A 12,766-nucleotide genomic window follows, 5' to 3' on the forward strand; every position below is an offset into this window, starting at 1 on the left:
ACCGCGCATCAGACCGGGTTGTCGATATCAATAAATTCATGCTCCAGCCCAAACCGCTCGGCCAGATGCTCGCCCAGGGCCTTGACGCCATAACGTTCGGTCGCATGGTGCCCTGCGGCAAAAAAATGAATGCCGTTTTCCCGCGCTGCGTGAACCGTGGGCTCCGACACTTCCCCGGTCACGTAGGCGTCTGCGCCTAATGCGATTGCACGCTCGATATAACCCTGGGCTGCCCCGGTGCACCAGGCGATGCGCTTGATAGGTCGGTCATTACCGGCAATATGCAGCGGCTCGCGCTGCAGCACATCGGCCATATGGCGGGCCAGCAGATGGCCTTCCACTGCATCGGGCAACTCACCATAGAGCCCTACGGAGCGAGGGTTATCCGGCTCAAGACCGCCCAACACCTTCCAGCCCATCAGTCGAGCAAGCTGCACGTTGTTGCCCAGCTCGCCATGCACGTCCAGAGGCAGGTGGTAGGCCAGCAGATTGATATCTGCGCCCAGTAGCGCCTTCAGTCGGCGGTGCTTGATACCGGTCACAGCGGAGGACTCGCCTTTCCAGAAGTACCCATGGTGCACCAGCAGCATCTGCGCGCCTGCGGCAATGGCAGCATCCACCAGTGCCTGACTGGCCGTCACGCCCGTCACCAGCCGCTGTATCTGGCTTGCGCCTTCAACCTGCAGGCCATTGGGGCAATAATCCTGGAATGCATTGGATTGCAGCAGATCGTTGCAGTAGTCGACCAGTGTTGATCGGTCCACCATGGGGAACCCTCCTGTGTGTAAAACGTGCATGTATTGTCTGCCCTGAGCGTCTGTTTGGCCAGTTCTGCGCCTGACGGACCAATCCCCCGCGCGACACCTGCTTTTATGGATGTGATCCCCTTATACTGTGCACCATTGATAGCCATTGGCTGTGGGCGGAATCGGGATCGGGACTGATTAATGAATGAATTGATGCGCGACTGGGGCTGGCCAGTGGCCTGCGGCGTGCTGCTGGCACTCGTGCTACTGCAGTATTACCCGCAGTCAATGGGCATACCTACGAGTGAGACTATTATCGAGGTCGCCTCATCGGCTGAACCCAGTCGTTCCGGCCAGGGCACCTCATCCTACCGCCTGGCTGTGCAGCGTGCAGCTCCGGCGGTCGCTAACGTGTATACCACCAAGCGTGTGGCCAACCAGGCTGATCAGTCTGCGCAGCCCCAAAAGGCTACGGGTGATTACGCTGACGCCCTGCCCGCGCCGGGCACAAGCGATTCCAGCCTGGGCTCGGCAGTGATCCTCAGCCCCGATGGCTATCTACTGACCAACAATCATGTGATTGCCGGTGCAGAACAGATACTGGTCGGATTGCGCGATGGTCGCGAAGCGATAGCTACCCTGGTGGGCACCGACCCTGAAACCGATCTGGCCGTGCTCAAGATCCAGCTCGGTGACCTGCCATCAGTATCCATCAGCGCTGCCGGTGAACAGCAGGTTGGCGATGTTGTGCTGGCCATCGGCAATCCATTCGGGCTGGGCCAGACGGTAACAATGGGTATCGTCAGTGCGACAGGCCGAAATCAGTTGGGTCTCAATACCTACGAAGACTTCATTCAGACGGATGCCGCTATCAACCAGGGCAACTCGGGTGGTGCACTGATCGACACCGCAGGGAACCTGGTGGGCATCAATACCGCCATTTTTTCCCAGTCAGGTGGCTCCCAGGGTATCGGTTTTGCGATCCCGGTGAACCTGGCAGCGGAGGTGATGCAGGAAATCATCAAAAATGGACGAGTGGTCCGAGGCTGGCTGGGGGTTGAAGTGCAACCCCTGACCGCCGAACTGGCCGAAGCGCTCAAGGTGGATGCAGGCACAGGCCTGGTCATCTCCGGCGTTTACCGCGATGGCCCCGCATCCCAGGCGGGTCTGAGGCCGGGTGACGTGATACTGCGAATCGAAAACGAGCCGGCGATCACGGGTCGACAAGCAATGAACCAGGTAGCCACAGCAGACCCCGGGGAAACCGTTACCATTGAGGTGCTGCGCGAAGGCGAGGCAATAAGCTTCGAGGCGGCGGTTGGGGTACGTCCCAACTTCCGCCCCTGACCACGGCTATCTCAGAGCAGATCCTGAAGCGCAGCAATGAGCTTGCTGTTCTGCTCCTCGGTGCCTACGGTGATGCGCAGAAACTGATCGATACGCGGCTTCGCAAAGTGCCGCACAATAACACGCTGGTCCCTGAGCCCTTTCGCCATTGCAGCGGCGTCATGCTCAGGGTGCCGGACAAACACGAAGTTGGCCGTCGACGGCAGGACTTCAAAGCCCATATCCTGCAGCGTCTGCGCAAGGTGAACCCGACTCTGGATGACCTTTTGCCGAGTCGCTTCAAAATAAGCGGTATCGACAAAGGCTGCCTCGGCCCCGGCTAAGGCCAGGCGGTCCAACGGGTAGGAGTTGAAGCTGTTCTTTATCCGCTCCAGCGCTTCGATGAGATCGGCGTTACCCACTGCCAGGCCAACGCGCAAACCGGCGAGAGAGCGTGACTTGGACAGGCTCTGAGTGACCAGCAGGTTCGGGTAGCGATCGACCAGACTGATCGCAGTCTGGCCGCCAAAATCCACATAGGCTTCATCTACTACCACGACTGAATCGGTATTGGTCTTGAGCAGCCGCTCGATTGCATCCAGGCCCAGTGCAATACCCGTAGGCGCATTGGGATTGGGAAAGATAATGCCGCCATTGGGCTGCTGGTAATCGTCGACATCGATACAAAAGTCATCGCTCAGCGGTACGGTCTGCGCCTGGATACCGTACAAGCCGCAATAAACCGGGTAGAAGCTGTAGCTGATATCCGGAAACAGCAGCGGCTGCCCATGTTGGAACAACCCATGGAACACATGCGCCAACACCTCGTCAGAGCCATTGCCAACAAACACCTGGGCGCTCTGCACTCCGTAGTACTCAGCGATCGCCGCCTTCAGACCCTCGGCATCGGGCGCAGGATAAAGCCGCAGGCTATCATCGGGTACCGCTCGAATGGCTTCTATCGCCTTGGGCGAGGGTCCGTAGGGATTTTCATTGGTATTCAGTTTGACCAGATTGTCCAGCTTTGGCTGTTCACCAGGCACATAGGGCACCAGGTCTTTGACAAACGGGCTCCAAAATCGACTCACAGGTAAGTCCTCGCCAGCATGGAGCCAGAAGCGGGAAGCTGAAACTGGAAAGAAAACCAGACACCAGACCGGTATCGGACTTACTTCCAGCTTCCAGCCTTAAGCTTCCAGCTATTAAGGTTTGATCCGGTATTCCGCGCTGCGCGCGTGTGCAGTCAGGCTCTCACCACGGGCCAGCACGGAGGCTGTCTTGCCCAGCTCGGAGGCGCCGTCGGGCGAGCAAAAGATCACCGAGGAACGCTTCTGAAAATCATATACGCCTAGCGGCGATGAGAAACGCGCTGTGCCAGAGGTAGGCAATACGTGGTTCGGACCTGCGCAATAATCACCTACCGCTTCAGGGGTATAGCGGCCCATGAAGATGGCGCCGGCGTGGCGAATCTGCGACAACAGGCTTTCCGGGTCGGCGACCGATAATTCAAGGTGCTCGGGAGCAATTCGATTGGATACTTCGCAGGCGTGTTCCAGGCTGTCTACCTTGATCAGTGCCGCACGGTTTTCCAGGGACACCCTTACAATGTCAGCCCGCTCCAGACTGTCGAGCAGCCGATTGAGACTGGCCTCAACGGCGTCAAGAAAATCTGCATCCGGCGATAGCAATATGGACTGAGCATCTTCGTCGTGTTCAGCCTGGGAAAACAGGTCCATGGCGATCCAGTCAGGATCGGTTTGCCCGTCACATACCACCAGAATCTCGGAAGGTCCGGCAATCATATCGATGCCAACCTGGCCGAATACCGAACGCTTGGCAGTCGCCACATAGATGTTGCCGGGGCCGACAATCTTGTCGACGCGCGGGACCGTTTCGGTTCCGTAAGCCAGGGCCGCTACTGCCTGAGCCCCGCCGAGGGTAAATACCCGATCGACGCCTGCCAGACACGCAGCAGCCAGCACCAGCTCATTGATCTCGCCACGGGGCGTGGGAACGACCATGACAACCTCACGCACACCCGCCACCTTGGCCGGAATCGCGTTCATCAATACGGATGAGGGATAGGAAGCTTTACCACCCGGCACATAAAGACCAGCCCGATCCAGCGGCGTGATCTGCTGGCCAAGAACGGTGCCGTCCGGCTCGGTGTAACGCCAGGAAGGCTGCACCTGATGCTCGTGGTAAACACGGATTCGCTCGGAAGCAAACTCAAGAGCCGTGCGCTGCTCGGGCGTAATACGCTCCAGCGCCAGTTCCAGGCGCGCACGGTCCAGGGTCAGGTCAGCCATGGAAGTGACATTCAACCCGTCAAATCGGGCGGTATATTCGATCAGCGCAGAATCGCCACGCTCCCGGACAGCAGCGATGATCTCTTCAACACGTTGATTGACGCTTTTGTCCGAGACGCCTTCCCAGGCCAGCAAAGTGTCGAGATGCTGGCTGAAGTCAGGCTGACTGGCGTCCAGACGGGCAATTTTCAGCGGTGCATTCATCTCATTCACCTTTCAGATCAACTGGGTTTTTCGGGAATTCTCAGGCCGTCCGCTGCTCAACGGCAGCAGCGAGCAACTCGATCAGTGCCTTGATGCGGGCGTGCTTCATTTTCATTGCCGCCTTGTTGACCACTAGCCGGGAGCTGATAGTGGCGATCAGCTCCTGGGCCTCAAGGCCATTGGCGCGCAGGGTATTGCCGGTATCGACTACGTCGATGATCTTGTCTGCCAGGCCCACCAGCGGTGCAAGCTCCATGGAACCATACAGCTTGATGACCTCGACCTGACGGCCTTGCTCGGCATAGTAACGGCGCGCCACGTTGACAAACTTGGTGGCGACCCGCAGTCGACCTTTGGGCTCGGGGGTGTTCACCGGGCCAGCGGTCATCAGTCGGCAATTGGCAATCTTCAGATCCAGCGGCTCATAGAGCCCCTGGCTGCCGTATTCCATCAAGACGTCCTTGCCAGCTACACCCATATCCGCCGCACCCAGCTCCACATAGGTAGGCACGTCGGTGGCGCGAATAATCAGCAGCCGTACATCAGGGTCAGTAGTCTCGAAAATCAGCTTGCGGCTTTTTTCCAGATCTTCCAGCGGCTCAATGCCAGCCAGCTTCAGCAACGGCAGTGTGTCGTCGAGAATGCGGCCCTTGGACAGGGCGATAGTCAGACTCTGGGTCATGGGTGATCCCTTGTTTGGCTCAGGAAACGCGGCGGATGATACCGCCGAGCATCTGTAGCTTTTCCTCAATGCATTCGTAACCGCGATCAATGTGGTAAATCCGGTCGACCAGGGTTTCGCCCTCGGCAACCAGGCCAGCAATAACCAGGCTGGCCGAAGCGCGCAGGTCTGTGGCCATGACTGGCGCACCCTTGAGTTTCTCGACTCCGGTCACAATTGCGGTGTTGCCCTCAATGGTGATGTGCGCACCCATGCGGTTCATTTCCTGTACGTGCATGAAACGGTTTTCGAATACCGTTTCTATGACCGTTGAAGTCCCTTCGGCAACCGCGTTCATTGCAATGAACTGGGCCTGCATGTCGGTGGGGAACGCAGGATAGGGCGCCGTACGCAGATTGACTGCCTTGGGCCGATTTCCTTTCATGTCCAGGGAGATCCAGTTCTTGCCGGTATCGATCTGGGCACCAGCCTCGGTCAACTTGAGCAATACGGCTTCAAGAATGGTCGGATCGGTATCCTTGAGTTTGATGCGCCCGCCCGTTGCCGCAGCAGCGACCAGGTAGGTACCGGTTTCGATACGGTCAGGCATGACCGAATAGCGCGCTCCGCTCAGACTCTTCACACCATCGATAACGATAGTATCGGTGCCGTGACCGGTGATGTTTGCACCCATGGCGATAAGGCACTCGGCCAGGTCCACCACCTCGGGTTCGCGCGCAGCATTTTCCAGAACGGTCCGGCCGTTGGCCAGGGTAGCGGCCATCAGTATGTTTTCGGTGCCGGTTACCGAGACCACATCAAAGAAAAAGTGCGCGCCACGCAGACCGCCCTCTGGCGCACGGGCCTTGATGTAACCCTCTTCGACGGTAATCTCGGCGCCCATGGCTTCAAGACCACGAATATGCAGATCTACCGGGCGTGAGCCAATAGCACAGCCACCGGGCAAAGCCACCTCGGCATAGCCAAAATGCGCAACCATCGGACCCAGCACCAGAATGGACGCACGCATGGTCTTGACCAGCTCATAGGGCGCTACCAGCGTAGTGATGCGCGTCGGGTCAACAGCCACATTCATCCGCTCGTCGAGCACGGGCTCCACGCCCATACGACCAAACAGCTCGATCATCGTGGTGATGTCGTGCAGGTGTGGCAAATTGCAGACTGTCACCGGTCCGTCCGCCAGCAGGGTGGCCGCCAGAATCGGCAGCGCAGAGTTCTTGGCCCCGGAAATGCGAATTTCTCCATCGAGGCGATTACCGCCGGTGATGAGCAGTTTGTCCATGTGCAGTATTTTCTCTTGTCGGGCGCAGTAGCGCGCCAGGTAAGTGTGGCTTTGAGGTGTTACCGCGTTAGGCGCGCTGACTCCAGGCGTCACGGGTAAAGAATTTCATGGTGACGGCATGGATGCTTCCATCCGCTATCTGGTCGCCGAGTAACGCATAGATCTGCTGTTGACGCTTGACCGGGCTCATCGCCGCCAGGCTATCGCTGATCACCATCAGCTGAAAATTACAGCCCTCGCCTTCCACCACTACCTCAGTGTCGGGCAACTGCGGCTCTATCAATTGTTTAACCTGTTCGGACTGCATGTATTTCCCATCCGTTTTTAAAAAATGATCAGACTGTGAGCGTGGCCAGCCAGTCTTCCAGTTCACAGACCCGGGCAATGCTCTGCAGGCCAGCGGGCACATTCTGCAACCGCAAACTGCCTGCTCGCCCCTCAAGGGCGCGAGCAGCGACCAGGATCAAGGACAACCCGACACTATTGGTCAGGGTGACCTTGCCGAAGTCGAGCGTGACATCGCCGGACTGCGTCTTGATGGCATCCACAATGTCGGTTCGCAGACTTACCGCGGAAGTAAAGTCCAGCTCGCCCTCAATGCGGATCAGCCCACTGCTGTCACTGGCAATACTGGCGCTCAATTCTTGGCCTCTTTTTCCACTGTCTTGGCTGATTCGGCAACCACGCTGCCCCAGTTGGCGATGAGCGCATCCAGATCACCACGATGGGTCTGCATTGCCTGGGCAAACTGATCGCGGAACAGCAGCCCCATATTGATACCTTCGACTATGACGTTACGTACCTTCCATTGGTCGTCAATGCGCACCATGGTGTAGGTAACGGGGTACACCATACCGCTGGAGGTACGAACCTCCATGTCGACACTGGTGCGGTCATCCCCATATGTGCCCCGCCCTGTGGGCGGCAGCACCGTGATCGTACCGCTATCAAATTCAAGCAGGGCATTACCGTAAAACTGCACCATGCTGCGCTTGAAGGTTTCAATGAAACGATCCATCTGCTCCTCTGAAGCCCGGCCGCTGTAACGCACAGTCATCACACTGCGAGCTATACCGCGAAAATCCACTACCGGGTTCATGATTTCATTGAGCCCGTTGAGGAAAGCCTCGGTATCCTGCTTGTAAGTCTCACGGTTGGCGTCCAGAACCTCCATAACTCGTACGGAAGTATCTTCGACGACTTCATGGGGCGTTAGCGCTGCATGCACCGAGAGAGGAGCAGCAAGGGCCAGTACCAGCATTGCTTTGAACATGGCACGCATAATCATTCTCCGTATTAATCTTCTTTGACAGTACTGAGGAGGAAACGCCCGATCAGCTCTTCCAGTACCAATGCAGATTGAGTGTCCACAATTCTGTCGCCATCCTTGAGCATGGTCTCTTCACCGCCCACGCTGATGCCAACATATTTTTCACCTAGCAAACCCGCAGTCAGAATCGAAGCTGCACTATCAGAAGGCAAGGTGTTGACGTCACCATTGATCGCCATCTCGACGCGCGCAGCGTAGCGGGCCTTGTCGAACTCGATTGCAGTGACCTGACCGATAGTCACACCGGACATGGTGACCTTGGCGCGGGGGGTCAGCCCCGCGATATTGTCGAAATGGGCATGGACGGTGTAGCTATCTGTCCCCGGGCTGACGCTCAGCCCACTGACCCGAAGCGCCAGGACCGCCAACGCCATGATGCCCAGCAATATGAACAGGCCAACGGTCAACTCTAAAGTACGGGTACGCATGTCTCGTTTCCTTGCTGATCAGAACATCAAAGCTGTGAGAATAAAGTCCAGGCCGAGCACGGCAAGGGAGGCGTAAACTACGGTACGGGTGGTCGCCCGACTGATACCTTCCGAAGTGGGTTCGCAGTCATAACCCTGGAAAACCGCAATCCAGGTAACAACAAAAGCAAAGGCCACCGCCTTGATAAGACCATTAATGATATCGCTGCCAAACTCGACAGAGTTTTGCATGTTGGCCCAGTAAGAACCTGAATAAACGCCGAGCCAGTCAACCGCGACCATGGCTCCACCCCAGATCCCTACAACGCAGAAAATCATTGCCAATAGCGGCATGGACACGAAACCTGCCCACAAACGCGGTGCTATGACGTACTTGAGCGGATCGACACCGATCATCTCCAAGCCCGAGAGCTGCTCGGTAGCCTTCATCAAACCGATCTCGGCCGTCAGAGCTGAGCCCGCGCGTCCGGCAAAAAGTAGCGCTGTCACAACAGGCCCCAATTCACGCAGCAGGGTCAGCGCTACCATCTGGCCGACTGCCTGCTCCGAGCCGTAGGTGCTGAGAATATTGTAGCCCTGCAGGGCCAACACCATGCCGATGAACAGTCCCGAGACAATAATGATTGCCAGCGACAACACACCGACCGCATAAAGCTGTTTAACGAAAAGATTCCAGCCGCTACCGAAGTTGGAGCGACCCAGGATCGCATGGAACAGAAACACCCCGGATCGGCCCAGAGCTGCGATCACATCCAGCCCCGAGGCACCCATCAATGCCACGCGATCAGCAAGCGTTTTCATTTGTGTTCACCCTTTCGCAGCAAATCATCGGTGAATTCGTCCGCGGGAAAGTGAAACGGTACCGGACCATCGGGCTCGCCTCGCATGAACTGACGAATGCGCGGGTTATCCGACTCCATCAGTTCCTCGGGCGCACCATGGCCAAGCACACCACCATCGGCGACGACGTAAAGATAGTCGGCGATACTGGCAGTTTCGGCCAGATCATGGGAAACCACGATACTGGTCAAGCCCAAGGCATCGTTCAGCAGCCTGATCAACCGTACCAGAACCCCCATGGAAATCGGGTCCTGACCTACAAATGGCTCATCATACAAAAGCAACTCGGGATCCAGGGCGATGGCCCGGGCAAGTGCCACGCGCCGCTTCATGCCCCCCGAAAGCTCATCAGGCATAAGCGCGTGTGCGCCACGCAAGCCAACCGCCTGCAGCTTGAGCTTGACGATGTCAGCAATCATGTCTTCGGTAAGCTGGGTGTGCACGCGCAGGGGAAAGGCCACGTTTTCAAACACGCTGAGATCGGTAAACAGCGCTCCGCTCTGAAACAACATGCCCATATTCTGACGGGCACGGAAAAGAGCCTCGCGCTTGAGCTTGGGTATATCCTGACCGTTGATCAGTACCTGGCCGCTTTCCGGTTTCAACTGCGCACCAATCAACCTCAACAGGGTCGTCTTGCCGCACCCGGAGGGCCCCATGATACCCGTCACCTTGCCACGCGGAATACGAATATCCACACCATCGAAGATGATGCGCCCGCTGCGCTTGAAGGTGACCTGCTTAAGGTCAACGATGAACTCTGAATCGTCGGTCATAAAAAAATCGGGCTTCCTGGCTGCCGGCACAAAGCGGGCAAATTGAACGCGTTAATATAACAGTTCGGAGTATCCAGCCCAAGTAAGGGCTGAACAATTAAACCACGGCGCAATATCCACCAACACATTGCCGGCCCGGCACGACCTCGAAAGCCGCACTGGAGCCGCGAACGGATGAGTTAACGCCAACAAGCGGCTATACTCCTGGACCTGTTTACAGATGAAGTGTGCATATGCCTGAATTTGATTTTACAGCCTCCGCGCGGCGCAGTATCGAGATGGAACGTGACGCGGTTCACAGCCTGCTGGAACGTCTTGATGACGACTTCGTAAAGGCATGCCAAGCCTTGCTGGCATGCACCGGACGCATTGTGGTGACCGGCATGGGCAAGTCGGGACACATAGGCAAAAAGATAGCAGCTACCCTGGCCAGCACTGGCTCCCCGGCTTTTTTTGTACATCCGGGCGAGGCCAGCCACGGCGACATGGGCATGATTACCCGGCAGGACGTGGTCATTGCCTTGTCCAACTCGGGCAACACAGCCGAAGTAGTCACACTACTGCCATTGCTCAAGCGTCTTGGCGTGCCGCTGATCAGCATTACCGGCAATCCGGAATCAGTCATGGCCAAAGCTGCCTTGGCCAACCTGCATACCGGTGTTGCCCAGGAAGCCTGTCCGCTAAATCTGGCACCCACATCCAGCACGACTACCGCATTGGTCATGGGCGACGCTCTGGCTATCGCCCTACTTGAAGCCCGCGGTTTCAGCGCCGAGGATTTTGCCTTTTCTCACCCTGGCGGCACACTCGGACGCCGACTGCTGCTATTGGTGGACGACATCATGCATGGCGGGGAGCGTATGCCCATGGTCGCCCCGGAGACGTCCCTGCGCGACGCACTGCTGGAAATGACCCGCAAGGGTCTGGGCCTGACTGGCGTATCGGACCAGCAAGGCCGACTTGCCGGGATATTCACCGATGGCGACCTGCGTCGCACGCTGGACCAGAATCTGGATATCCATACCTCCAGCATTGCCCTGGTGATGACGCCGCAATGCAAGACCGTAAGCCAGGGCGCCCTCGCCGCCGAGGCGTTGAAAATCATGGAGGACGCCAAGATCAATGGCCTTTTCGTGATCGACCAGGATGGACGCCCGGTGGGCGCACTTAATATGCATGATTTACTGCGCGCGGGGGTGGTATGAACCCATCAACAACCGGCATGGATACAGACCTTGGCCGCCGTGCAGCGGGCATTCGGCTGGCGATCTTTGATGTCGACGGCGTGCTGACTGACGGCAAGCTGTTCTTCATGCCGGACGGTACCGAGTTCAAGTCCTTCAACACTCTGGATGGTCATGGCATCAAGATGCTGATGGCATCAGGGGTGGAAGTGGCGATTATCAGTGGTCGCAAGTCACCGCTGGTGGAGAAGCGGGCAGCTAATCTGGGGATCAAGCACCTGATCCAGGGCCGCGAGGACAAGCTCAACGCACTGTCCGAGCTACGCGCGATACTGCCTTTCGAGCTCGAGCAGATCGCCTTTCTCGGTGATGATTTGCCAGACCTTCCGGTCATGCGCCGCGTCGGGCTGGGTGTGGCCGTGGCCACGGCTGACAGTTTTGTGCGCGAGCATGCCCACTGCGTCACCGGGGCTGCTGGTGGTGCTGGGGCCGCCCGAGAATTCTGTGAAATGATCATGGCCGCACAGGGCACGCTGGACAAGACACGCGAGGCTTATCTCTGATGATTGCCATCCCGCGCTACTTACGCACTGCAGGGCTTGTAGGACTGACAGTAGCCCTGGCACTGGCCGTAGGGTATTTCAATATTCGTCCTTCCTCCTTCGACCAGGAGATACTGGTGACTGATCCTCTGCAACCGGACTTTTTCATGGAAAACACGCAGATCCTCATGTTCAACGAACAGGGAACACCTGCATACCAGTTGCGCAGCGCCCGGGCGACACATCAACGCACTGATGACAGCACGCAGTTGGAGCAACCGAATCTGTTGTACTATCGCCCTGGCGAAGAGCATCCATGGCTGCTTCGGGCACAACAGGGCTCGGTGACCAAAGGCGGAGATCAGGTCGACCTGATGAACGATGTGCTGCTGCAGCGTCAGGATCCGAACGACCCATCAAGACGCATGACAACGCAGGCCCTGACCCTGTTTCCCGAGCGTGATTATGCCGAAACGGCACAAAGCGTTAGAATCGAGAACGCTGGCAGCGTGACAACCGCTGACGGCATGCAGGTTTTTCTAGATGACGGCCGCCTGGAGCTGCTGTCCAACGTACGAGGTCAGCATGAGCTGCAATAAATTCCTGTCTGTGGCTGCACTGCTAATGGTTGCCAGCCTGCCGGCAGTGGCATTACCCCAGGACAGCAACCAGCCGATCCGTATCCAGGCCAACAGCGCCTCGCTGGACGAGCGTCGCAACACCGCTGTCTACCGAGGTAACGTCATCATTACCCAGGGCAGCATGCGCCTCACCGGAAACCAGGTCACGCTGGCTACCGACAGTGACGGCGCAGTGAGCAAGATAACCAGTGTGGGAAGCCCGGCAACCTACGCCCAGACCCCGGGTCCGAACGATGGCGAAGTGAACGCCCGTGCCCAGACCATCGAATACTTCGCCGATAGCGAACGAATAGTGTTGATTGACCGTGCACGCCTGGAACAGCGCGGCAACACCTTTCAGGGCGACTACGTCAGCTATGACATCAACAAACAGATTGTGGATGCTGGGCGCCCGACAGCGGGCGGCTCGGGTGATCCGGGACGCATCGAAATAGTGATTCAGCCACGCCAGCGCGATGAAGCGGCCAATCCATGAC

General features: G+C 57.6%; 16 protein-coding genes. 5 read left to right on the forward strand and 11 right to left on the reverse strand.

The features are described 5' to 3' along the window. Positions 1-8: 8 nt before the first annotated feature. Positions 9-767 (reverse strand): Nif3-like dinuclear metal center hexameric protein, encoded by a 759-nt coding sequence (locus tag AAC076_RS06135; protein WP_339843656.1) that lies wholly within the window; start codon positions 765-767, stop codon positions 9-11. Positions 768-947: 180 nt separating this feature from the next. On the opposite strand from AAC076_RS06135, the gene AAC076_RS06140 reads away from it, so the two are divergent. Beyond that, entirely contained in the window at positions 948-2,093 is a 1,146-nt protein-coding gene (locus AAC076_RS06140; protein ID WP_339843658.1) for a trypsin-like peptidase domain-containing protein, read from the forward strand. An 11-nt stretch (positions 2,094-2,104) separates the two neighbouring features. On the opposite strand, the gene hisC is transcribed toward AAC076_RS06140, so the two are convergent. The 10 genes from hisC to AAC076_RS06190 all read right to left on the reverse strand — a co-directional run bounded on the left by hisC (position 2,105) and on the right by AAC076_RS06190 (position 9,923). Continuing rightward, positions 2,105-3,160 (reverse strand): histidinol-phosphate transaminase, encoded by a 1,056-nt coding sequence (gene hisC, locus AAC076_RS06145; protein WP_339843660.1) that lies wholly within the window; start codon positions 3,158-3,160, stop codon positions 2,105-2,107. A 114-nt stretch (positions 3,161-3,274) separates the two neighbouring features. Beyond that, positions 3,275-4,585 carry a histidinol dehydrogenase gene (gene hisD / locus AAC076_RS06150; protein WP_339843661.1) on the reverse strand — a complete coding sequence of 437 codons (1,311 nt, stop codon included), beginning with the start codon at positions 4,583-4,585 and terminating at the stop codon, positions 3,275-3,277. A 40-nt stretch (positions 4,586-4,625) separates the two neighbouring features. Beyond that, a complete protein-coding gene (hisG, locus tag AAC076_RS06155) occupies positions 4,626-5,267 on the reverse strand; it encodes an ATP phosphoribosyltransferase (RefSeq protein ID WP_339843663.1) in 642 nt (213 codons plus the stop codon). Between the two features lie 19 nt (positions 5,268-5,286). After that, the gene (gene murA, locus AAC076_RS06160; RefSeq protein ID WP_339843665.1) at positions 5,287-6,549 is read right to left on the reverse strand and encodes a UDP-N-acetylglucosamine 1-carboxyvinyltransferase; all 1,263 of its coding nucleotides are present in this window, start codon (positions 6,547-6,549) and stop codon (positions 5,287-5,289) included. A gap of 67 nt (positions 6,550-6,616) precedes the next feature. Continuing rightward, entirely contained in the window at positions 6,617-6,856 is a 240-nt protein-coding gene (locus AAC076_RS06165; RefSeq protein WP_339843668.1) for a BolA family protein, read from the reverse strand. Between the two features lie 28 nt (positions 6,857-6,884). Further along, positions 6,885-7,190, reverse strand: a complete 306-nt coding sequence (locus AAC076_RS06170; protein ID WP_339843670.1) for an STAS domain-containing protein — start codon at positions 7,188-7,190, stop codon at positions 6,885-6,887. After that, the gene (locus AAC076_RS06175; protein WP_339843838.1) at positions 7,187-7,834 is read right to left on the reverse strand and encodes an ABC transporter substrate-binding protein; all 648 of its coding nucleotides are present in this window, start codon (positions 7,832-7,834) and stop codon (positions 7,187-7,189) included. Before AAC076_RS06175 ends, AAC076_RS06170 begins: the two co-directional genes overlap by 4 nt. Before the next feature lie 11 nt (positions 7,835-7,845). Beyond that, positions 7,846-8,307 (reverse strand): outer membrane lipid asymmetry maintenance protein MlaD, encoded by a 462-nt coding sequence (mlaD, locus tag AAC076_RS06180; protein WP_339843671.1) that lies wholly within the window; start codon positions 8,305-8,307, stop codon positions 7,846-7,848. 18 nt (positions 8,308-8,325) lie between these two features. Further along, complete coding sequence (gene mlaE / locus AAC076_RS06185; protein ID WP_339843673.1) at positions 8,326-9,108, reverse strand: lipid asymmetry maintenance ABC transporter permease subunit MlaE; 783 nt, start codon at positions 9,106-9,108, stop codon at positions 8,326-8,328. Further along, positions 9,105-9,923: an ABC transporter ATP-binding protein gene (locus AAC076_RS06190; RefSeq protein ID WP_339843675.1), complete on the reverse strand. Its 819-nt coding sequence runs from the start codon at positions 9,921-9,923 to the stop codon at positions 9,105-9,107. Before AAC076_RS06190 ends, mlaE begins: the two co-directional genes overlap by 4 nt. 233 nt (positions 9,924-10,156) lie before the next feature. Here AAC076_RS06190 and AAC076_RS06195 point away from each other — a divergent pair, with 233 nt between their 5' ends. The 4 genes from AAC076_RS06195 to lptA are packed head-to-tail and all read left to right on the forward strand — an operon-like array spanning position 10,157 to position 12,765. Beyond that, positions 10,157-11,128, forward strand: a complete 972-nt coding sequence (locus tag AAC076_RS06195) for a KpsF/GutQ family sugar-phosphate isomerase (RefSeq protein ID WP_339843677.1) — start codon at positions 10,157-10,159, stop codon at positions 11,126-11,128. A gap of 17 nt (positions 11,129-11,145) precedes the next feature. Further along, positions 11,146-11,670 (forward strand): HAD hydrolase family protein, encoded by a 525-nt coding sequence (locus tag AAC076_RS06200; RefSeq protein ID WP_339843839.1) that lies wholly within the window; start codon positions 11,146-11,148, stop codon positions 11,668-11,670. Further along, positions 11,670-12,248 carry an LPS export ABC transporter periplasmic protein LptC gene (gene lptC, locus AAC076_RS06205; RefSeq protein ID WP_339843678.1) on the forward strand — a complete coding sequence of 193 codons (579 nt, stop codon included), beginning with the start codon at positions 11,670-11,672 and terminating at the stop codon, positions 12,246-12,248. The genes AAC076_RS06200 and lptC overlap by 1 nt, the downstream gene beginning before the upstream one ends. Continuing rightward, entirely contained in the window at positions 12,235-12,765 is a 531-nt protein-coding gene (gene lptA / locus AAC076_RS06210; protein WP_339843679.1) for a lipopolysaccharide transport periplasmic protein LptA, read from the forward strand. Before lptC ends, lptA begins: the two co-directional genes overlap by 14 nt. Position 12,766: the final 1 nt, after the last annotated feature.

Source organism: uncultured Halopseudomonas sp. (genome assembly GCF_963977355.1).
GTDB lineage: Bacteria > Pseudomonadota > Gammaproteobacteria > Pseudomonadales > Pseudomonadaceae > Halopseudomonas.